The sequence below is a fragment of the Pantoea sp. 1.19 genome (assembly GCF_001922585.1).
Taxonomy (GTDB): domain Bacteria; phylum Pseudomonadota; class Gammaproteobacteria; order Enterobacterales; family Enterobacteriaceae; genus 1-19.
In genome coordinates this window covers 75,473-96,841 of the sequence record NZ_MRBS01000004.1, presented here as the reverse complement: position 1 = coordinate 96,841, position 21,369 = coordinate 75,473, and the positions used below count along the sequence as shown (strand labels likewise).

15 protein-coding genes and 1 CRISPR repeat array are annotated in these 21,369 nt (G+C 58.7%); all 15 genes read left to right on the top strand.

Translation table 11 applies throughout. From position 1 onward, the window contains the following. The first annotated feature begins 489 nt into the window (after positions 1–489). The 15 genes from cas3 to mdcE all read left to right on the top strand — a co-directional run bounded on the left by cas3 (position 490) and on the right by mdcE (position 21,347). Entirely contained in the window at positions 490–3,111 is a 2,622-nt protein-coding gene (gene cas3, locus BS626_RS09640; RefSeq protein WP_075182186.1) for a CRISPR-associated helicase/endonuclease Cas3, read from the top strand. Positions 3,112–3,459: 348 nt separating this feature from the next. Beyond that, entirely contained in the window at positions 3,460–4,986 is a 1,527-nt protein-coding gene (gene casA, locus BS626_RS09635) for a type I-E CRISPR-associated protein Cse1/CasA (protein WP_075182185.1), read from the top strand. Further along, positions 4,970–5,431: a type I-E CRISPR-associated protein Cse2/CasB gene (gene casB, locus BS626_RS09630; protein WP_075182184.1), complete on the top strand. Its 462-nt coding sequence runs from the start codon at positions 4,970–4,972 to the stop codon at positions 5,429–5,431. The genes casA and casB overlap by 17 nt, the downstream gene beginning before the upstream one ends. Before the next feature lie 10 nt (positions 5,432–5,441). Then, positions 5,442–6,545 carry a type I-E CRISPR-associated protein Cas7/Cse4/CasC gene (gene cas7e, locus BS626_RS09625; RefSeq protein ID WP_075182183.1) on the top strand — a complete coding sequence of 368 codons (1,104 nt, stop codon included), beginning with the start codon at positions 5,442–5,444 and terminating at the stop codon, positions 6,543–6,545. Between the two features lies 1 nt (position 6,546). After that, on the top strand, positions 6,547–7,206 hold the full coding sequence (cas5e, locus tag BS626_RS09620) for a type I-E CRISPR-associated protein Cas5/CasD (protein ID WP_075182182.1): 660 nt from the start codon (positions 6,547–6,549) through the stop codon (positions 7,204–7,206). Next, positions 7,197–7,796 (top strand): type I-E CRISPR-associated protein Cas6/Cse3/CasE, encoded by a 600-nt coding sequence (cas6e, locus tag BS626_RS09615; RefSeq protein ID WP_075182181.1) that lies wholly within the window; start codon positions 7,197–7,199, stop codon positions 7,794–7,796. Before cas5e ends, cas6e begins: the two co-directional genes overlap by 10 nt. Before the next feature lie 39 nt (positions 7,797–7,835). Continuing rightward, positions 7,836–8,753 carry a type I-E CRISPR-associated endonuclease Cas1e gene (cas1e, locus tag BS626_RS09610; RefSeq protein WP_075182180.1) on the top strand — a complete coding sequence of 306 codons (918 nt, stop codon included), beginning with the start codon at positions 7,836–7,838 and terminating at the stop codon, positions 8,751–8,753. 1 nt (position 8,754) lies between these two features. Then, positions 8,755–9,048 carry a type I-E CRISPR-associated endoribonuclease Cas2e gene (cas2e, locus tag BS626_RS09605; protein WP_075182179.1) on the top strand — a complete coding sequence of 98 codons (294 nt, stop codon included), beginning with the start codon at positions 8,755–8,757 and terminating at the stop codon, positions 9,046–9,048. 84 nt (positions 9,049–9,132) lie between these two features. Next, a CRISPR array of direct repeats spans positions 9,133–11,663; the repeat unit is 29 nt; unit sequence GTGTTCCCCGCGCCAGCGGGGATAAACCG. 759 nt (positions 11,664–12,422) lie between these two features. Further along, positions 12,423–15,020, top strand: a complete 2,598-nt coding sequence (gene acnB, locus BS626_RS09600; protein ID WP_139308806.1) for a bifunctional aconitate hydratase 2/2-methylisocitrate dehydratase — start codon at positions 12,423–12,425, stop codon at positions 15,018–15,020. A 294-nt stretch (positions 15,021–15,314) separates the two neighbouring features. Then, positions 15,315–16,739: a glycoside-pentoside-hexuronide (GPH):cation symporter gene (locus tag BS626_RS09595; protein ID WP_075182178.1), complete on the top strand. Its 1,425-nt coding sequence runs from the start codon at positions 15,315–15,317 to the stop codon at positions 16,737–16,739. Between the two features lie 138 nt (positions 16,740–16,877). Further along, positions 16,878–18,539, top strand: a complete 1,662-nt coding sequence (gene mdcA, locus BS626_RS09590) for a malonate decarboxylase subunit alpha (RefSeq protein ID WP_075182177.1) — start codon at positions 16,878–16,880, stop codon at positions 18,537–18,539. Continuing rightward, positions 18,539–19,426: a triphosphoribosyl-dephospho-CoA synthase gene (locus BS626_RS09585; RefSeq protein WP_075182176.1), complete on the top strand. Its 888-nt coding sequence runs from the start codon at positions 18,539–18,541 to the stop codon at positions 19,424–19,426. Before mdcA ends, BS626_RS09585 begins: the two co-directional genes overlap by 1 nt. Then, complete coding sequence (mdcC, locus tag BS626_RS09580) at positions 19,413–19,712, top strand: malonate decarboxylase acyl carrier protein (protein WP_075182175.1); 300 nt, start codon at positions 19,413–19,415, stop codon at positions 19,710–19,712. Before BS626_RS09585 ends, mdcC begins: the two co-directional genes overlap by 14 nt. After that, a complete protein-coding gene (locus tag BS626_RS09575) occupies positions 19,705–20,538 on the top strand; it encodes a biotin-independent malonate decarboxylase subunit beta (RefSeq protein ID WP_075182174.1) in 834 nt (277 codons plus the stop codon). Before mdcC ends, BS626_RS09575 begins: the two co-directional genes overlap by 8 nt. Next, a complete protein-coding gene (gene mdcE, locus BS626_RS09570; RefSeq protein WP_075182173.1) occupies positions 20,535–21,347 on the top strand; it encodes a biotin-independent malonate decarboxylase subunit gamma in 813 nt (270 codons plus the stop codon). Before BS626_RS09575 ends, mdcE begins: the two co-directional genes overlap by 4 nt. Positions 21,348–21,369 lie beyond the last annotated feature (22 nt).

Sequence of the window (21,369 nt, the reverse complement as noted above, 5' to 3'; positions counted from 1 at the left end):
ACCCGCCCCCCGTAGCGGACGCTCCCCCCAACCTCTGCGGCCGGCCGCGCGGCGTTAGCTCAACCGGCGGTCAGAATATATATGGGGCCGTATAACAGAGGCAGCACAGGGCGGCAGTCCGGCGGATAAGGTATTACGATGCGATGGCAGGCGCTAACAGCATCTTTCCAAGAGGAATTTTCCACATCAGTTCAGATTGAAACTCACATAAAAAACAGAGGAAATATGAATGAATAAAAATGGATTTAGGATAGGGAATAGGCGTAATCCTTCAGCGTATACGCTTCCTTATTCCTGGTGTAGTGGCTAAAATTTAATTTGATATTTTTTCATGCTTTTTGTAATTTATAGCAACCAGTTTTGGCCTTAGAGATATTTTTTGCGATCTATGTTAGAGGCTATGTTATCAATATTGTGATTTTTTAATGATGGAGTCAGTGGCAGCGTAGGCTGACTAGCCTTCTGACAGTTAAATTATTAGGGTGCCGGATGGACGTTTTCTATCGCTATTGGGGAAAGGCCTCATTTTTAGATAATGAAATTCGCTATCATTTGTTGCCATATCACTGTCTGGATGTCACTGCTGTAGCCGCGCGTTGGTGGGATAATGATCCCCATCTGCAGAAAATGCTTAACCAGAATGTTTCCCGCGAACGTGCTCGCGCGTGGGTGCTCTTCTTTGTCGCGCTACATGATTTGGGTAAGTGGGATATTCGCTTTCAGGCTAAAGCCTGGCAGGCTTGGTGCAGATTAAATCCGGATGAGGCTTCCCGCGATGCTGCGCTCAAAACGCCGTCGTGGAATCACGGCCATGGTGGGTTGTATTGGCTATATCATGATTTTGATTGCGCCGACAGCGATGAGGATGGATCCCTGCTTTGGGCTATACAGCATAATCACCCGAAGCAGGACTGGCTGCCGTGGATGGCGGCAGTGGCGGGGCATCATGGCTATGTCGCACAAAGTGAGGAACTTGATGAGCTGAGTTTGGCCTTGCCTTCATTCCTGAAATCCCGTGGCGATCGGGATCGGCGGGCGCGTCTGGCATGGTTACACGCGCTGGAAGAATTATTTCTGCATCCGGCGGGACTCTCCTTACAGGATGATCCGCCCGCTTGCTCCCCGCTGCTGGCCGGTTTTTGCTCCGTTGCAGACTGGTTAGGCTCTTGGTGTACTGAAGATACTTTTCAGTATCACTCCTCACCTGAACCGCTATCAGACTATTTTTTACGACGTTATAACCACGATGCACAACGGGTGCTGACGCGCAGCGGCCTGCTCAGTGCTGTACAACCATGGCGCGGCGTTACTGCCCTGTTAAAATCCCATCAACAACCGCGGCAATTACAAACGCTGGTCTCTGCGTTGCCCACGCTTCCCGGGCTAACCCTTATTGAAGCCCCCACCGGTTCGGGAAAAACGGAAACGGCGCTGGCTTATGCCTGGCGTTTACTGGCGGCGGGCCAGGCTGACAGTATTATTTTTGCACTACCGACGCAGGCTACGGCCAATGCGATGTTTGCCCGGCTCGATCGTCTCGCAACCACGATTTTTGAACAGCCAAACCTGATACTGGCACATGGTCACTCACGATTTAATCACGCTTTTTCGGCTGTAAAACTACGCGGCGAGAACCTTCAGGGCGAAGAGGCCTGGGCGCAGTGTTGCGAATGGTTGAGCCGCAGTAACAAGCGCGCTTTCCTCGGGCAGATAGGCGTGTGCACCATTGATCAGGTATTAATTTCGGTACTGCCGGTTAAACACCGCTTTATTCGGGGATTGGGAATTGCCCGCAGCGTATTGCTGGTGGATGAAATCCACGCCTATGACAGTTATATGCACGGGTTACTGGAGGAGGTATTGCGTAAGCAGTATGAGGCTGGACAAAGTGCGCTACTTCTTTCTGCCACCTTGCCCGCAGTGCTGAAAAGTCGGTTGTTAGCCACCTATGGTACGACCGACGGCGCCTCCTCATCCCGCTCTGAATATCCGTTAGTGACCTGGCAACATCAGCACCAGCGGCACTATTTTGATCTGAGTGAAACGCCTGCGCAGCAGCCGCCGGACAGCTTCTTGCAACTGGAAGCGCGCTATCTGACTGATATGCAGCCAGATGAGGCGTTACTGGCTGACATGGTCGATGCCGCCGAAGCCGGGGCGCAGGTTTGCCTGGTGTGTAATCTGGTTGACGTTGCACAGCAGATTTATCAGCGGTTGTCCTGTCGAACCAGCGCACATGTGATGCTGTTTCATTCGCGGTTTACCGCCCTTGATCGCGCGGATATTGAACAGCGGATTCTGCAGGCATTTGGTCCCGAGGGTGACCGACACCCGGGGCGTATTCTGATTGCCACTCAGGTCGTTGAGCAGTCATTGGATCTCGATTTTGACTGGCTGATTACTCAGCATTGTCCCGCTGATTTGTTGTTTCAGCGTGCCGGAAGGCTGCATCGTCATGTACGGGAAATGCGTCCGAAAGATTTTCAACAACCCATCCTGACGGTGGTGTTACCGGTCAGTGAGGACTATGGCAACAGCAATTTTATTTACACTCATACGCGGGTGATGTGGCGAACGCAGCAGTTGATAGAACGTCAGGGGGATGCACCGCTTCAGTTTCCCGCCGCTTACCGTCAATGGATCGATTGTGTGTATGACAATAAGAAAAGCGAGACCGAACCCTCCTGGGTAAGCCGGGGAATGGAGAAGTATCAAGAGCAGGAATTGCTGCGTCGATCTCACGCCAGGCTGATGCTCAATGAAGCTCAGCAGGGCTGCGCCCACAGTGACGATGATGCAAATGTGCGGGCGGTGACACGCGACGGCGAAATGAGCCTGCCATTGATACCTTATGCCGTAACGGGGCATGGGAAGATGCTGCTGAATGGACAATCCCTGGAGCCGCTGGACGCTTATTCCCTGCCTGAAGCGTTGGCGCTAAATCGCGTTAATGTGCCCCATAGCTGGGAGCGGCGATACGGATTAACCCGGAACGATCGGGGAGAAGTCTGGGTGGAAGGGAGATGGCAAGAGGGCGTTTGGCGAGCCACTGAGGATCGACATAATCTGCTTTACTCGAGAGAGATGGGAATGATTTTCATTCCCACTTAATCCCAAAGCATTTTGGGAACGTTACCTTGAGTAAGTAGACCTCTGGTTTATCCCCGGTAGAGCGGGGAACGATATGGAGTATAACTGAAATGGTAACCTCAGTGAAGATTTGAACCTATTAAGTATACCTACTTGTAAAAACTTTGAGGCTGGCTCTTATTTAAGCTGTCCTCCCTCTATCAATGAGACAGGAGAGAGCCAATGAAGCAAGAAGCCATGACGTCGGTATTGAATCACATAAAAGCCATCTCCATCGCCGGGATTGCGGCGCTGGCGCTGATCGCCGTAATCATGGCGTTAGCCGTGGTACTAAAGGGATAATTTTTCCCCTGATAAGGAGTGGACCTGATGGATCTTTTGCGAGATAGCTGGATCCCTGTAAAGCCGTCCGTTGGCGGAGAAGCAGGGCACATTACTTTAAGGGCATTACTGTGCGAATCAATACCGCGTCAGCTGTGTTTGCCTCGTGATGATATGGAACTGGCCGCCTGCCAGCTGCTGATTAGCCTGGTGCAGGTTATCTGGCCGCCCAAAGATACGGTGCAGCTGATCGAGCGGTTTCAACACCCGCTGGATGCCAGTACCTGGGATGCAGGCATCGCTGACTGGCAGGGCGCTTTTGATCTCAATGCGACCGATGCCCCGTTTATGCAGGTTCGCGGCGTCAGCGCGAAAGAAACCACCAGTATGGATAAGCTCATGGTGGGGCTGACCGGATCAACCAGCTGTGCTTTTGTCAATCAGCCCGGCCAGGCGGAAGCGTTATGCGGTGGATGTACAGCTATTGCCTTATTTAATCAGGCTGGCAACGCCCCAGGGTTCGGTGGTGGCTTTAAAAGCGGCCTGCGCGGCGGCACGCCAATTACCACCCTGGTCCAGGAGGCCTGCCTGCGCACCACGCTGTGGGCTAACGTGTTAATGCAGGACACTCTTGACCAGCACTACCCTGGCTGGCGTAACCAGTCAGCGCAGTCATTGACCTGGCAACGGCCCATCAACCCTAATGACACCGTCTATGCCCACACGATTGATTTGGCGCGGGGGTTATTTTGGCAGCCCGCTCACATTGAACTCTCTTCCCCCCAGGCTGGAGGATGCTGTACCGGTTGCGGGATGGCAGTCGAACAACGCTACCACAGCTTTTTGAAAGCAAAATTTAACTACACCCTGGACGGGTTTTGGTTACATCCGCACTCTCCTTATGTCACACAGATCAAAAAAGGCAAGGTTGAAAGACGCTACGCTGCTTTCACCACCCCTGCCCCCTCATGGACGCAAATTGGGCGCTTGCTGATTGCGCAACAGGTGAATAACGCGGGGGAAGGACGACAGCCTGCGTTAACTGTTGCCCAGGCAAAAAGGACAGGAAAGGGGAGGCGCTTACAGCTGAGTCTTGGCGGCTATCGTAATAATCAGGCCGCGATAGTCGAACGTCGCCACGATATCATGGTGTTTAACCAGGGGTGGGAACGCCATCTGGATGTGTTAAATGAAATTGTGATGGCGGGATTAAATTATCGTGCGGCGCTTCGCAAAGCGCTATCGGTCTTTGAAAATGGCATCCAAAATAGTGATATCATTGGTGCAGGTGTGGCCGTACAGGATAAGACTGAGCGGCAATATTATCGGCAGAGTGATGTGATCATTTCGCCATTATTAGCCACCCTGGATTTTGCTCATCCGCAGCCCGCTCTGACGGCATTACATAAACAACTAAATACACTGTGCTACCAGCTATTCGACGCGGCGACCGCCCCGTATACGCACCAGCCCAAACTATTTAAAACGATTGCCGTCGCCCGGCGGCGCATTCTGTGTAAACAATTAGCCGATTTACAACCGCAAGGAGAGCCATCGGATGAAGCCATCGCTTGACGCCACCGCGCTTTATCACGCCTGGGAACAGCTTGATAACGGCAGTCGTGCCAGATTACGCCGAACGGCCACGCCGGATGAATTGCTGGATATACCGGCATTTTACGCGCTGGTTTCGCCGTTCGGCTGGCCTGAACAACGCCATGCGCTGTTGCGCATTGTGTTTTGCCTCGCCTGCGGCAAGATTACGCCGGCTGCCGATACGTCCCTGAGTCTGGGTAAAGTCCTCGCCAAAGGTGAAAAAGTCAGCGCGCAGCGGATATATCAACTGCTGAGAATGGCGTCGCCACAGGATATGATCCAGCTTCGTCGCTTGCTTATCCATGCTGAGCCCACGCTGCACTGGCCCTCACTGGCCAAACAGTTGCACTGGTGGGGAAAATCTGACCGCCGTGCGCTGCTGGAAGATTTTGTCCTCTCAATGCCGAAAAAAGACCACGCGTAAGGAAACCCCAATGAATAACTTTATTAACTTTCATGTGTTGATCTCCCATAGCCCTTCCTGCCTCAACCGCGATGACATGAATATGCAAAAAGAGGCCATTTTTGGCGGCAGGCGCCGCGTACGCATTTCCAGTCAAAGCCTGAAGCGTGCTATGCGTAAAAGCGACTATTACCGCCAGCATATAGGCGAGTCGAGCATTCGGACTATTCATCTTGAGCTATTGCGTCCCACAGTACAGGCGGCGCTGGCCGGTAAATATTCCCCAGAGGTGATTGACACTACCCTGACGCTGCTCAGTGGTAAAACGGTTGATGCAAGCAAAGAAATTACCGCTGATGCCGTTTCTCCCTGGTTGCTGGATGAGATTGACTGGTATTGCCAACAGGTGAGCGATCCCGCCAACGCCGGGCTGGGTATGGATGTAAAAAAATGGGCAAAATTGCTAAAAGAGCAGCTGTCCGGTCTGCGCGCTAACCTGAACAGCGCGGTTGACATCGCGCTCAGTGGGCGCATGGCCACCAGCGGTTTAATGAGTGAGCTGGGTAAAGTGGATGGGGCGCTGTCGCTGGCCCACGCGATCACTACCCATGCGGTTGCGTCAGATATTGACTGGTTTACTGCCGTTGACGATCTGAAAGAGAGCACGGGAGCTTCACATGTCGGGACGCAGGAATTTTCCGCTGGCGTATTTTACCGCTATGCCAGCCTGAACCTTCGCCAGTTGCAGGAGAATCTGGGCGGCGCCTCGCGCGAACAGGTGTTGAGCCTTGCTGCTCATCTGGCCCATCTGCTGGCAACGGAAGTGCCTGGCGCTAAGCAACACAGTTTTGCCGCATTTAACCCGGCTGATCTGGTCATGGTGAACTTCTCCGACGTGCCCGTCTCGCTGGCAAATGCTTTTGAAAATCCTGTTAAGCCCGCCAGTGATGGCTATTTACACCCCTCAATTACTGCCTTCAACACCTACTGGCAGCGGGTCGCTGCGGGGTATGATCTCACCGGGCCGTCGGCACAGTTTACGCTGTGCGATCAGGCGCTTCCCGATAGCGTGCGAAAAATGAATAGTCTGAGCGCACTCAAACAGTGGATTAGCCAGAACGACGACGGGGTATGAAATGCCTGCTTACCTGATTTTACAGCTTACCGGGCCTATGCAGGCGTGGGGCCTGCCGACCTTTGAAGGGCTCCGCCCGAGCGCCCCTTTCCCCACGCGCAGTGGATTATTGGGGCTGTTAGGCGCCTGCCTTGGTATCGCACGTAATCAACGGCAGTGTCTTCAGCAACTGGCCGACAGCGTCCATTTTGCCGTGCGGTGTGATGCTCATGGTGCGCACTCACCCGTTAATTTGACGGATTTTCATACCGTTAAAGATGCCCGGGAAAAGCAGAGCGGCTTAAAGCAGCACGACACCATCCTTACACGACGTGAATACCTCTGCGATGCCAGTTTCACCGTCGCCGTGTGGTCTGATACAGCGCAGGATTACAGTGTGCAGCAGCTCAGCGAGGCCGTGAAGAAACCGGTCTTTACGCCCTGTTTGGGGCGCCGAAGCTGCCCGCTGACCAAGCCATTGTTTCATTCAATACAAGAAGCAGATACACCGTTTGCAGCTCTATCAGTGGCCTTACCCGGCACAGGGGCGGTCTACAGTGAGGTTCCACTTAGCGGAAAGGAAAGGCGTTTATCTGTGCGTGATGAGCCGCTTTATCATTTGCCGCGACAGTTTGCTCGTCGCGCCTGGTATGTCATTCAAGAGGAGGCTCCATGTTCTTAAGCCGGGTGAATGTCGACTGGCGCTGGGCAAACGATCCTTATCAGCTTCATCGTGCCTTGTGGCAATTGTTTCCCGATCGCCCGCAGGATAAACGTGACTTTCTGTTCAGAGCTGAAAAGGGGCAGGCCAGCAGTGGCATGCAGGTGCTGATGCAATCAGCTTGTGCGCCGCAGTCCGTCAAAATCGCCAGCGTGTTGGCTACGAAAGCGGTTGATTTGAGGCTCCCTTCCGGAACACCACTGCTTTTTCGCTTGCGGGCAAATCCCATAAAAACTATCAAGGATAAGCGGGCAAGACTCAATGCAAAGGGTCAGATAAAAAGTTGTCGCGTGCCGCTTGTGGGGGAAGAGGCGTGCATACAGTGGCTTTTACGTAAATTAGGCACGGCAGCGGCATTACAATCTGCTCGTATCACGGCGGAGCCGACACTGCTTTTTAATAAAAAAGGCGTAATGGGTAAGATACAAACCGTTCTGTTTGAGGGGGAGCTGCAGATTGTGGACGCTGAAGCGTTTTATTTGCTGTTAACGCAGGGGATAGGGCCGGCGAAGAGCCTGGGTTGTGGATTAGTTTCTCTGGCGCGGGCTTGAAACGAAGCGTGTTTTCAACCTGTAAAACAAGGAGGTGTTGTGGCTTATATTCCTTTAGTCCCCCTACCGCTTAAGGATCGCATCTCGCTGATCTTCTTGAAGTACGGACAAATCGACGTCATCGACGGCGCGTTTGTCTTAATCGATGCCACTGGCGTGCGTACCCACATTCCCATAGGCAATGTCGCCTGCATCATGCTTGAGCCAGGCACGCGCGTGTCCCATGCGGCAATCAAACTGGCGGCCACGGTGGGTACGCTGTTGGTGTGGGTAGGGGAGGCGGGAGTCCGTGTTTATGCCAGCGGTCAACCGGGTGGCGCGCGCTCTGATAAATTACTCTACCAGGCCAGACTGGCGCTGGATGATGCTCTACGTCTGAAAGTCGTGAGAAAAATGTTTTCTCTGCGCTTTGGTGAAGAGGCCCCGGCGCGTCGCTCCGTTGAGCAGCTGCGCGGTATAGAAGGCGCACGTGTAAAAGGAACTTATACGCTACTGGCGAAGCAGTACGGCATAAAATGGCAGGGACGGCGCTACGATCCTAAAAACTGGGAGAAAGGCGACATCATTAACCAGTGCATCAGTGCTGCAACCGCCTGCCTGTATGGCGTAACGGAGGCGGCGATATTGGCTGCGGGTTATGCGCCAGCGATAGGGTTCATCCACAGCGGTAAACCGCTCTCCTTTGTCTATGACATTGCCGATATCATCAAGTTTGATACCGTGGTGCCGAAAGCTTTTGCGATTGCGGCGCAGCATCCTACACATCCGGAAAAAGAGGTTCGTCTGGCCTGCCGCGATTGTTTCCGCACTGACCGAACGTTAGGAAAACTGATACCTCTTATCGAAGAGGTGCTGGCGGCCGGAGACATTTCCCCTCCGGCCGCACCTGCGGACAGCCAGCCGATTGCAATTCCCGCGGCTACGCCTTTTGGTGACGTTGGGCACAGGAGCGCGTGACGTGAGTATGCTAATGGTGGTAACGGAAAATGTCCCTCCGCGTTTGCGCGGGAGACTGGCAATTTGGTTACTGGAAATCAGGGCGGGCGTTTATCTTGGCGATGTTTCGCGCCGAACGCGCGAGATGATTTGGCAGCAAATCAATCACCTGGCTGAGCAGGGGAATATTGTGATGGCGTGGGCCAGTAACAGTGAGTCTGGTTTTGAGTTTCAGACTTATGGAGAAAACAGGCGACTGCCGGTAGAGATGGATGGGTTAAGGTTAGTTTCATTCAGCGCCACGATAAATCAATAGGTTAGTGTTCTTTAAAAAATCAATAATGTCGGTAAAATAGAGGGTAATGAAAAAATCCTTTTAAAACAGACATATAATTTAAGAGTGTTCCCCGCGCCAGCGGGGATAAACCGGTAGCAAAACAGCTAGCTGATGACGGTTACCTGTGTTCCCCGCGCCAGCGGGGATAAACCGTTTTCCTGTAATCGAATGGGCTGGCGTTCGGGGTGTTCCCCGCGCCAGCGGGGATAAACCGATGGCGACCGAAGCCAAAAAACTTCCTTACGTGTGTTCCCCGCGCCAGCGGGGATAAACCGCCGCTACTAACGCTCCCGTTGAGGAATTAGCTGTGTTCCCCGCGCCAGCGGGGATAAACCGCATGAGAGACACGCATGGATATTCAGCATTGCGTGTTCCCCGCGCCAGCGGGGATAAACCGTAACCGAATTATCTCGATATGCCTTTGAGGGGGTGTTCCCCGCGCCAGCGGGGATAAACCGGTCGTAATCCTCGTAAGTGGTGTCCGGCGTCTGTGTTCCCCGCGCCAGCGGGGATAAACCGCGGGCGGCATCCTTTTTCGGGTCTATCCGGACGTGTTCCCCGCGCCAGCGGGGATAAACCGCGCGAAATGAAGACGAACGGCAGCGGCGGATCGTGTTCCCCGCGCCAGCGGGGATAAACCGATTGCCGATCGGTCGCTGAACAGCACGCCGGGGTGTTCCCCGCGCCAGCGGGGATAAACCGCCGTGCGGCGCTTAATGCCCTCCAGCGCGGCAGTGTTCCCCGCGCCAGCGGGGATAAACCGAAACCCGCACCCTGGTGACCAGAACGGCCACGGTGTTCCCCGCGCCAGCGGGGATAAACCGTATCCTGAAATCGGACCGGCTGATGCCAGAAGGTGTTCCCCGCGCCAGCGGGGATAAACCGAGACGTATATCGAGTCGGTGGAGGAGGATTGAGTGTTCCCCGCGCCAGCGGGGATAAACCGTATGCAAAGCCGTGCTAGTGCCTACGGGTAGCGTGTTCCCCGCGCCAGCGGGGATAAACCGTAAAGATGCTGCCGTGATAGTTGTGACGATTTGTGTTCCCCGCGCCAGCGGGGATAAACCGGCTCATCGTTTTCTCCTGCCTTTTGGTCGGGGGTGTTCCCCGCGCCAGCGGGGATAAACCGCAAAGCAAAATCGACGGCGCCACGGCGCTGTTGTGTTCCCCGCGCCAGCGGGGATAAACCGGGCGCGACCGGCGCATATACTGCGACGCGATCGTGTTCCCCGCGCCAGCGGGGATAAACCGCTCACATACAAAGACGAGCAGGAGATCAATTCGTGTTCCCCGCGCCAGCGGGGATAAACCGCACCTCGACGCCCTCCGTGCCCTCCGCATCTAGTGTTCCCCGCGCCAGCGGGGATAAACCGTAGCGGTGCTAGTGTCTACGGGTGGCAAGGGGGTGTTCCCCGCGCCAGCGGGGATAAACCGGACTTTTTCAACGTTATAGTCCAGGGCCGGGCGTGTTCCCCGCGCCAGCGGGGATAAACCGGTTTTCTCGCTCGATGGATACATTGGCAGCTCGTGTTCCCCGCGCCAGCGGGGATAAACCGTCAACATATTTGTTTACTTGCGGAGTGTTATGGTGTTCCCCGCGCCAGCGGGGATAAACCGCTGGTAGTATCCCGTCAGCATACCGGCGTTCGGTGTTCCCCGCGCCAGCGGGGATAAACCGTGTTGATGACCAGAAAACTCTCCCTATGATGTGTGTTCCCCGCGCCAGCGGGGATAAACCGCAGCAATACCTTTGCTGCAACACTGGCCGGTAGTGTTCCCCGCGCCAGCGGGGATAAACCGGAACGATCTTAGTGGTAGTATGTGTGATCCTCGTGTTCCCCGCGCCAGCGGGGATAAACCGCTAGAAGAATTATTCAACCTGCGAAAATCAGAGTGTTCCCCGCGCCAGCGGGGATAAACCGGAATGCCCCCCAGGCGCACAAAATCGGGATCGGTGTTCCCCGCGCCAGCGGGGATAAACCGGTGAAAGAGCCAAGCGAACCGGTGGCGAAGGAGTGTTCCCCGCGCCAGCGGGGATAAACCGCAGGCTCCGGAAAACCTGTTTACCGCCGCCGAGTGTTCCCCGCGCCAGCGGGGATAAACCGGTATTGTTGATCAGCGCGATAGCGTTGTTCTGGTGTTCCCCGCGCCAGCGGGGATAAACCGCATTACCGAGCGCCAGCTGTGGAATTTGGACAGTGTTCCCCGCGCCAGCGGGGATAAACCGGTGGTGACGCCTGCGGAGCTGGGCCGTATCCCGTGTTCCCCGCGCCAGCGGGGATAAACCGATTTCCGCCTCGTCAGTGGCTGATTTTCCATGGTGTTCCCCGCGCCAGCGGGGATAAACCGCGATCTGGTTAATGGCATTGGGCCGATGGATTGTGTTCCCCGCGCCAGCGGGGATAAACCGTTGGCTGCGTTCAGGTGCAGCCCGACTGCGAGGTGTTCCCCGCGCCAGCGGGGATAAACCGATGCTGCGCAATCTGCCCAATTTGCTGCACATCGTGTTCCCCGCGCCAGCGGGGATAAACCGCTGCCTTCGATGGATGAAAAAATTCTTCTTTTGTGTTCCCCGCGCCAGCGGGGATCAAGCGATGTCGCTGGTCGTATCGGCCTCACTGGCTGAAAATTTCCTCTGTCGGTGGGAGCGGATTGTACGCTGAACGAACGCGACAGACAGGAAATTGATGACGCAGATACGTGATATTAATGAGCGAGGGCTAAGGCATTTGCCTGAGCAGTCAACGACGTTTTAGCGTTTTTCATCTCATTCAAACACCAGCATCATCAGCAGTGCGCCAGCGCTGGTCCGCGGTCGTTCCACATTGGGGCCGTTGAGACAGGCCGCTTCACTCAGTCCGTCCGCAGTACATTAACGCCTGCCGAGGCCTGGCCTGGAGATAGAAGGGGGCAACGCGGACTGTTGGCCGATGCCGCCATTTCCTGTCATAAACAGGATATTACCTGTGGGCCAGCGCCATTGATGAAGGCGCAGTGACGTTTAGCGCATTGACGTCCCACAACGCGCCGGTTCACCACACCGCCTGTCTGAGGCGGTGCGCTCCGCCCCCCAACTTCTGCGACCGGACGCGCGGCGATAGCATAACCGGCGGTAATGCGCGGGGCGCATAATGCGTCAGATCGGCTGGCGGAGGACGCGGCGACAGGCGGATATGACCCCACGTTTGCCAACGCCAGCACAATGTTGCTTTTTTGTAAACAGATTAACACGCCGGGCAAATCCTGCTATGCTGCCCCACGCGGAACCGGGCACCTTACCCTACTTACGGAACGCTTTGTCACCTCAGAGAGGGTGCACCGGATACCCATACAATGAGAGCGAGGAGAACGTCGTGCTAGAAGAATACCGTAAGCACGTTGCCGAGCGTGCCGCCCAGGGAATCGTACCTAAGCCGTTAGATGCTTCCCAGATGGCCGCGCTGGTAGAACTGCTAAAAAACCCGCCTGCGGGCGAGGAAAAATTTCTGACCGATCTGTTGGTCAACCGCGTGCCGCCGGGCGTTGATGAAGCGGCCTATGTGAAAGCCGGATTCCTGGCCGCAATCGCCAAAGGCGACGCCACCTCTCCTCTGGTCACTCCTGAATATGCCATAGCACTGCTGGGTACCATGCAGGGCGGTTACAATATTCATCCGCTGATCGATGCGCTGGACGACGCCAAACTGGCCCCCATCGCGGCCAAAGCCCTGTCCCACACCCTGCTGATGTTTGACAGCTTCTACGATGTGGAAGAGAAAGCCAAAGCCGGCAACGCCCACGCGCAGCAGGTGATGCAGTCCTGGGCCGATGCCGAATGGTATCTGAGCCGCCCGGAGCTGGCGGAAAAAATTACCGTCACCGTGTTCAAAGTGACCGGTGAAACGAACACCGATGACCTGTCGCCGGCCCCGGACGCCTGGTCGCGTCCGGATATTCCGCTGCACGCGCTGGCGATGCTGAAAACCGCGCGCGAAGGCATTGAGCCGGACGACAACGGTAATGTCGGTCCGATTAAGCAGATTGAAGCGCTGCAGGCGAAAGGGTTCCCGCTGGCCTACGTCGGCGACGTGGTCGGCACCGGCTCGTCGCGTAAATCCGCCACCAACTCGGTGCTGTGGTTTATGGGCGACGACATCCCGAACGTGCCGAATAAAAAAGGCGGCGGCGTGGTGCTGGGTGGCAAAATCGCCCCGATCTTCTTTAACACCATGGAAGATGCGGGCGCGCTGCCGATCGAGGTGGACGTCACCGAGCTGAACATGGGCGACGTGATCGATATTTATCCGTACAAAGGCGAAGTGCGCCACCACGATACCGGTGCGGTACTGGCGACCTTTGCGCTGAAAACCGACGTGCTGCTGGATGAAGTGCGCGCCGGTGGCCGTATTCCGCTGATCATTGGTCGCGGCCTGACCACCAAGGCCCGCGACGCGCTGGGCCTGCCGCACAGTGACGTGTTCCGCCAGGCGAAAGACGTGGCGGCCAGCACCCGCGGCTACTCGCTGGCGCAGAAAATGGTTGGTCGCGCCTGCGGTACCGAGGGCGTGCGTCCCGGTGCCTACTGCGAACCGAAGATGACCTCGGTGGGCTCGCAGGATACCACCGGCCCGATGACCCGCGACGAGCTGAAGGATCTGGCCTGTCTCGGCTTCTCTGCCGACCTGGTGATGCAGTCGTTCTGCCACACCGCGGCGTATCCGAAGCCGGTTGACGTCACGACCCACCACACTCTGCCGGACTTCATCATGAACCGCGGCGGCGTGTCGCTGCGTCCGGGCGATGGCATCATCCACAGCTGGCTGAACCGCATGCTGCTGCCGGACACCGTCGGTACCGGCGGGGACTCGCACACCCGCTTCCCGATCGGCATCTCTTTCCCGGCCGGTTCTGGCCTGGTGGCCTTTGCCGCCGCCACCGGCGTCATGCCGCTGGATATGCCGGAATCGGTGCTGGTGCGCTTTAAAGGCAAGATGCAGCCGGGCATTACCCTGCGCGATCTGGTACACGCCATTCCGCTGTACGCCATCAGGCAGGGCCTGCTGACCGTCGAGAAAAAAGGCAAGAAGAACATCTTCTCGGGCCGCATTCTTGAAATCGAAGGCCTGCCGGATCTGAAAGTGGAGCAGGCATTTGAGCTGTCTGATGCCTCCGCCGAGCGCTCCGCGGCCGGCTGTACCATCAAGCTGGATCAGGCCCCGATCATCGAGTACCTCAACTCCAACATCGTGCTGCTGAAGTGGATGATTGCCGAAGGCTACGGCGATCGCCGCACGCTGGAGCGCCGGATCCAGGGCATGGAGAAGTGGCTGGCGGATCCGCAGCTGCTGGAAGCCGACGCCGACGCCGAGTACGCCGCGGTGATCGAGATCGATCTGGCCGAGATCAACGAGCCGATTCTCTGTGCGCCGAACGATCCGGACGATGCGCGCCTGCTGTCTGAGGTGCAGGGTGAGTCGATCGACGAAGTGTTTATCGGCTCCTGCATGACCAACATTGGTCACTTCCGCGCGGCCGGTAAGCTGCTGGACAGCCACAAAGGCCAGCTGCCAACCCGCCTGTGGGTGGCGCCACCAACCAAGATGGACGCCGCGCAGCTGACCGAAGAGGGCTACTACAGCGTCTTTGGTAAGAGCGGCGCGCGGATTGAGATCCCGGGCTGCTCGCTGTGCATGGGGAACCAGGCGCGGGTGGCGGACGGCGCGACGGTGGTTTCTACCTCCACGCGTAACTTCCCGAACCGCCTTGGCACCGGCGCGAACGTCTATCTGGCGTCGGCGGAGCTGGCTGCGGTGGCTTCCCTGCTGGGCAAGCTGCCGACGCCGGACGAGTATCAGCAGTTCATGAATCAGGTGGATAAAACCGCGGCGGATACCTACCGCTACCTGAATTTTGACCAGCTGAATCAGTACACCGAAAAAGCCGACGGCGTGATTTTCCAGACCGCGGTCTGACACATTCCGGTTAATCAGGGAGCCAGCCATGGCTCCCTTTTTTTATGCCTGCGGGCGGGTGAGCGCCGCGACGCAGAAAAGCGTGTTGCCGATCACGCTTCGAGTTTTTTTATTTATCTTGTTGATATATATCGATTTATACCTCTGCCGCAGGTTTGACATCGCTGGCGTGAATCTATATTTTGAAATGGCATTTCATATATTGGAACTCAGGCCGTGGCCGGGTTTACCCGGCTGCCACAGGTTGAAGAGCCCGCTTGTGGACTCGCCAACCGGCGTAACAAGGGGAGTAACATGCAACGAGAACATCCGGGTTTACTGGAAAAGATGGGCTATGGCCTGGGCGATGCGGGCTGCAATATCGTCGGCGGCGCGGTTTTTCTGTTCCTCAATTATTACTATACCGATGTGTACGGCCTGAGCGCGGCCACCGTGGCCATTATCTGGCTGGGGGTGCGGGTGATCGAGGCGGTCTCCGATCCGCTGATCGGCCTGTTAGCCGATCGCACCTGGAGCCGCTGGGGCAAGTTTCGCCCCTACATTCTGTTTTTTGCGCTGCCCTACGCGCTGTTCTGCATCATGATGTTTACCCAGCCCCACTTTGGTGAGACGGGAAAAGCGCTGTACGCGTTTTTTACCTACCTGTTTATGTCCATTACCTACTCCTTTATCAATATTCCCTACGTCGCGCTCGGCAGCGTGATCAGCTACGATGCGAAAGATCGCGTGGCCTGCCAGTCCTGGCGGTTTATCGGCGTCGGCGTGGCAACGCTTATCCTGACCCTGTCGCTGCTGCCGATGGTGGCCTGGCTGGGAGGAGAGGACAAGGCGCTGGGCTATCAGCGGGCGGTGACGGTGCTCAGCCTGCTGGGGCTGGTCATGTTTCTGCTCTGCTTTGCGCTGGTACGCGAACGCGTCACCGCCGTGGTGCCGAAAAACGACACCTTGCGTAACGATCTGCGCGATATTCTGCGTAACGATCAGTGGCCGCGCCTGCTGCTGCTGACCTTTGTCAACGTGCTGCCCGGCTTTATTCGTATGGCGGCGACCCTCTATTTCCTCACCTGGGTAATGCAGGCCGGAGCGGGGTATATCACCCTGTTTATGAGCACCGGGGTGGTGGGGATGATCCTCGGCAGTGCGCTGGCTAAGCCGCTCAGCGATCGCTTCTGCAAGCTGAAAATATTCTGGTGGATCAGTCTGTTCCTCACCCTGTGGTCGGCGGGCATGTATTTTCTGCCGCCGACTCCCGGCGCGCTGTTTCTGGTGGTCTACTTCATTCTGAACCTGGTGCATCAGGTGGCGCAGCCGATTAACTGGTCGGTGATGGCCGATGTCGATGACTATGTCGAGTGGAAGAGCGGCAAGCGGCTGACCGGGATCAACTTCTCCTGCAACTTCCTCGCGCTGAAAATCGGTCTGGCCCTCTCCGGATCGCTGGTTAGCGCGACGCTGGCGCTGTTCCACTACAGCGGCGGCGCGGCCAGCCAGCCCGCGGCGGCGGTACAGAGCATTCAGGTGCTGTTCTGCCTGGTGCCGGCGCTGGGGTATCTTGCTACCGCGCTGTGCGTCAGGCTGCTGCACGTCGATCGTCAGGCGATGGTCACCGTCAGCGCCGAGCTGAACCGGCGGCGGGAGAACTACGCTCAGCTAACCGATTATGTCGCCGGCCAGCAGCCGCACGGGCGGGCGAACGGTGAGCCCGCTCCGCACGTCTGACGGGTAACGTCATGCGGTCACGTCGCGGCGCGGCACCGTTAGCTTCAGGCTAACGGTGCAACAAACGGTGCATTGATACGCCGCGCGGCGGCGGCCTAGTCTGGTTCTCTACCGATTAAGGAGAACCAGGAGGTTCGCATGCAGCATCAGGTTTCGGCTTCGCGCGTCTGGGATAGTCGCCGGCAGGAAAAGCGGCGGCGTCTGGCGCGCGTAGCCACTCTGCTCACGGGTAAGGTGTTGGCTACCGACGACATTGACGCGCTGCTGACCGCGCTGATCGCCTCAGGCGATCGGGTGGTCATGGAGGGCAATAATCAGAAACAGGCAGATTTTCTCTCGCGCCATCTTGCCGCGCTGGATCCCGCAACTATCCACGATCTGCATATGATTATGCCGAGCGTGGGGCGTCCCGAACACCTCGATATTTTTGAAAAAGGCATCGCCCGCAAACTCGATTTTGCCTATTCCGGCACCCAAAGCCTGCGTATTGGTCAGCTGATGGCTGACGGTCAGCTGGAAGTCGGGGCCATCCACACCTACATCGAACTCTATGCCCGGCTGTTCGTCGATCTGATCCCCGACGTGGTGCTGGTGGCGGGCTTTATGGCCGATCGTCAGGGCAATCTGTATACCGGACCCAGCACCGAGGATACGCCGGCGCTGGTGGAGGCGGCGGCGTTCAAAAACGGCATCGTCATCGCGCAGATCAATCAGCTGGTGGATGACGTGAGCGATCTGCCGCGCGTCGATATTCCCGGCTCATGGATCGACGCGGTGGTGGTCGCCGACCAGCCTTTCTTTATTGAACCGCTGTTTACCCGCGATCCGCGGCTGATTAAACCGATCCACGTGTTGATGGGCATGCTGGCCATCAAGGGCATTTATGCCAAACACCAGGTGCAGTCGCTGAATCACGGTATTGGCTTTAACACCGCGGCCATTGAGCTGCTGCTGCCCACCTACGCTGAACGGCTGGGGCTGAAAGGTAAAATCTGCCGCCACTGGACGCTGAATCCCCATCCTACGCTGATCCCGGCCATCGAGAGCGGCTGGGTGGAGAGCGTCCACTGCTTTGGCGGCGAGCTGGGCATGGAGGCGTATGTCGCCGACCGGCCGGATATCTTCTTTACCGGGGCCGACGGCGCCATGCGTTCCAACCGCGCCTTCTGCCAGATGGCCGGCCAGTATGCGGTCGATATGTTTATTGGTTCCACGCTGCAGGTCGACGGCCTGGCCAACTCTTCTACCGTTACCCGCGGCCGACTCACCGGTTTTGGCGGCGCGCCGAATATGGGCCACGACCCGCACGGTCGCCGGCACGCCACGCCCGCCTGGCTGGATATGATTGTTGAGCCGGACCCGATGGCGCGCGGCAAAAAGCTGGTGGTGCAGATGGTGGAAACCTTTCAGGCCGGAGAAAAACCGACCTTTGTCGACAAGCTGGATGCGATAGCGGTGGCGAAAGAGTGCGGCATGCCGCTGGCGCCGGTGATGATCTACGGCGATGACGTCACTCACGTACTCACCGAAGAGGGCATTGCCTACCTGTACCGCGCCACCTCGCTGGAGGAGCGCCGGGCAATGGTGGCGACGGTGGCCGGAATCACCGATATCGGTCTCGGCGTTGACGCGGCGCGGGTAACGGCGCTGCGGCGGGCCGGTAAGGTCGCGTTTCCGGAAGACCTCGGCATCCGCCGCACCGACGCCAGCCGCTCGCTGCTGGCGGCCACCAGCATGGCCGATCTGGTCGACTGGTCGGGCGGGCGCTATCAGCCACCGGCGAAATTCAGGAGTTGGTAATGCAACAACCGGTTTGTCATCCCCCGTTTACCGCGGTGCCGCGCGCGCAGCAGCTGGCCGGTTGGGCCCGCGAAGCGCTGATTGCCGAAGTGTGGCTCACTCCCAAGCCCGGCCTGGTGGACGGGCGCGGCAGCGGTGCTCATGCGGATATGACGCTGGCGCTGATGGTGCGCTCGGCCCGCGCGCTGGAACCGACTTTTTATGCGCTGGCGCTGGCGGGCTGGCAGCGGCACGCCGATGTCGCCCTGCGCAGTGAGGTGGGACGGCTGGGGCGCGCCGGTGAGCAAACGATGCTGGCCGCGACCGGCGGCGTGAATACGCACCGCGGAGCGATATGGGCACTGGGGCTGCTGGTGACCGCGCTGGCGATGCAGGGGGAGCAGGCGGAGCCCGAACGCACCGTCTTTCTCGCCGCCGCGCTGGCCCGGCTGACCGATCCGGCCGCGCCGCGCGGTTTCAGCCACGGCCTGCGCGCCAGCCGGCGCTTCCGGCTGCCCGGGGCGCGCGAGGAGGCGCAGCGCGGGTTTCCACACGTGATGCAGCACGCGCTGCCGCAAATGCGGCGCACGCACCTTGCCGGCGGTGATGCGCAGGCGGTGCGGCTGGATGGGCTGCTGGCCATCATGAGCCACCTCAGTGACACCTGCGTGCTGTCGCGCGGTGGGCTGCCGGCGTTAGCCGCCATGCAGTCAGGCGCGCAGCGGGTGCTGGCGCTGGGCGGCTACGGCACGCCGGCGGGGCGACTGGCGCTGGCATCGCTGGATCGCCAGCTGCTAAAACGGGGCGTCTCCCCCGGCGGCGCGGCGGATTTGCTGGCCGCGGCGCTGCTGCTGGCGCGCGCCTTCCCTCTCTCATTTGATGCAGGACAGGATCATGGAAAAGATTGAATTGCAGTATCCCGCCAGCCGGAGTCTGGCGGGCCGGGCGCAGGTGGGCGTGGTGGGATCGGGCGACATGGAGGTGCTGTTTGAGCCCGAGCCCGGTCACGCGCTGCAGGTGCGGATCACCACGTCGGTGGACAACAGCCAGTCGCGCTGGCGGCATCTGTTTGAGCGGCTGCGGCTGGTCGGTGAGCTGCCCGGCGGGCGGCTGGAGATCAACGATTTTGGCGCCACGCCCGGCGTGGCACGACTGCGGATTGAACAGGTATTTGAGGAGGCGGCCGATGCGTAACGATCCCAGCTTTATTGAGCTGATGGCGCGCGAGCGCGCCCGGGCGCTGCTGGACGACGGCAGCTTTCGTGAATTGCTTGGGCCCTTCGCGCGGCTCAGCTCGCCGTGGCTGGCACCGCAGGGGGTAGTGCCGCAATCTGATGACGGCATGGTGGTGGCGCGGGGCACGATTGCCGGACGTCCGGCGGTGATCGCCGCCATTGAAGGGGCGTTCCAGGGCGGCAGCCTGGGTGAAGTCTCCGGGGCGAAGATGGCCGCCGCGCTGGAGCTGGCGGCGGAAGATAATCGCGGCGGGATTGAAACCCAGGCGGTGCTGCTGCTGGAGACCGGCGGCGTGCGGCTGCAGGAAGCGAATCTCGGGCTGGCGGCGATCGCCGAGATCCACGCGGCGATCGTCGATCTGCGCCGCTACGTGCCGGTGATCGGCATCATCGCCGGCACCGTCGGCTGCTTTGGGGGCATGTCGATCGCCGCCGGGCTGTGCAGCGCGCTGATCGTGACCCGCGAAGCGCGGCTGGGGCTGAACGGGCCGCAGGTGATTGAGCAGGAGGCGGGGATCGCCGAATACGACTCCCGCGATCGTCCGCTGATCTGGGGCCTGACCGGCGGGGAAGTGCGCACCCGCTGCGGCTTTGCCGATGCCGAGGTCGCGGACAGCGTGCCGGCGGTGACCGAGGCTCTGCACCGGCTGCTGGCTGAGGGGGTGCCGTCCGAACCGCGTAGCGATCGGGTGGCGGCGGGCCTGGCGGCCCTGAATCGTTACGATGCCGCGCAGCAGGTGGATGTGACTTCCGCGACGCGGCTGTTTACTCAGGAGGAAAAATGACGCAATCCAGTGCAGGACGCGGTGAAATCTGGTTTTCGCTGCTGACCGGAGACGCCACGCCGCTTGACGGCCTGCCGGCTTCGGTGAAGGTCGCCGACGGCGAGCTGGCGGGACAGCCGGTACGCTGGCTGGCGGTAGTCCCCGACGCCCACAGCCGCTGGCCGCGCGCGCGCCGGGGTGAAGTCGGGCTACAGGAGGGGTGGACGCTGGCGCAGGCGGTGCGGGAGGCGGTGGAGCAGGATGCGTCGCGGACGGTAAAACGCGGGCTGATTGCCATTATCGACGTGCCCGGTCAGGCCTACGGGCGGCGCGAAGAGGCGCTGGGCATTCACCAGTCGCTGGCCGGCGCGGTTGCCGCCTGGGCCACCGCCCGGCTGAATGGCCATCCGGTGGTCGGGCTGATCGTGGGTAAGGCGATGTCCGGGGCGTTTCTGGCCCTGGGGTATCAGGCTAACCGGCTGATCGCCTTTAACGATCCCGGAGTGATGATCCACGCGATGGGCAAAGCGGCGGCGGCGCGGATCACGCTGCGCACCGTGGCGGCGCTGGAGGCGCTGGCTGCCCGGGTGCCGCCGATGGCGTATGACATCGGCAGCTATCAGAGCCTCGGCCTGCTGGATGCGCTGCTGACCGTGGCCGATCCGCTGCATCCCACCGCGGCCGAGCAGGCGACGGTGCAGCACACGCTGGCCGCTGCGCTGGCGGAGAGTCGCCGGCAAGGAGCGGGCCTCGGCCACCGCCTGCAGGCCGATAACCGCCGCTGTTCGCGCGAGGTGCGCGAAAAAATGCGCGCCGTCTGGCGCGACTGAGACCCGGCGAGGCGCTACCGGT

Excerpts from the sequence above, each read along its gene's own strand:
- cas3 (WP_075182186.1), top strand. The coding sequence starts at position 490 with ATGGACGTTTTCTATCGCTATTGGGGAAAGGCCTCATTTTTAGATAAT.
- casA (WP_075182185.1), top strand. The coding sequence starts at position 3,460 with ATGGATCTTTTGCGAGATAGCTGGATCCCTGTAAAGCCGTCCGTTGGC.
- casB (WP_075182184.1), top strand. The coding sequence starts at position 4,970 with ATGAAGCCATCGCTTGACGCCACCGCGCTTTATCACGCCTGGGAACAG.
- cas7e (WP_075182183.1), top strand. The coding sequence starts at position 5,442 with ATGAATAACTTTATTAACTTTCATGTGTTGATCTCCCATAGCCCTTCC.
- cas5e (WP_075182182.1), top strand. The coding sequence starts at position 6,547 with ATGCCTGCTTACCTGATTTTACAGCTTACCGGGCCTATGCAGGCGTGG.
- cas6e (WP_075182181.1), top strand. The coding sequence starts at position 7,197 with ATGTTCTTAAGCCGGGTGAATGTCGACTGGCGCTGGGCAAACGATCCT.
- BS626_RS09595 (WP_075182178.1), top strand. The coding sequence starts at position 15,315 with ATGCAACGAGAACATCCGGGTTTACTGGAAAAGATGGGCTATGGCCTG.
- mdcA (WP_075182177.1), top strand. The coding sequence starts at position 16,878 with ATGCAGCATCAGGTTTCGGCTTCGCGCGTCTGGGATAGTCGCCGGCAG.
- BS626_RS09585 (WP_075182176.1), top strand. The coding sequence starts at position 18,539 with ATGCAACAACCGGTTTGTCATCCCCCGTTTACCGCGGTGCCGCGCGCG.
- mdcC (WP_075182175.1), top strand. The coding sequence starts at position 19,413 with ATGGAAAAGATTGAATTGCAGTATCCCGCCAGCCGGAGTCTGGCGGGC.
- BS626_RS09575 (WP_075182174.1), top strand. The coding sequence starts at position 19,705 with ATGCGTAACGATCCCAGCTTTATTGAGCTGATGGCGCGCGAGCGCGCC.
- mdcE (WP_075182173.1), top strand. The coding sequence starts at position 20,535 with ATGACGCAATCCAGTGCAGGACGCGGTGAAATCTGGTTTTCGCTGCTG.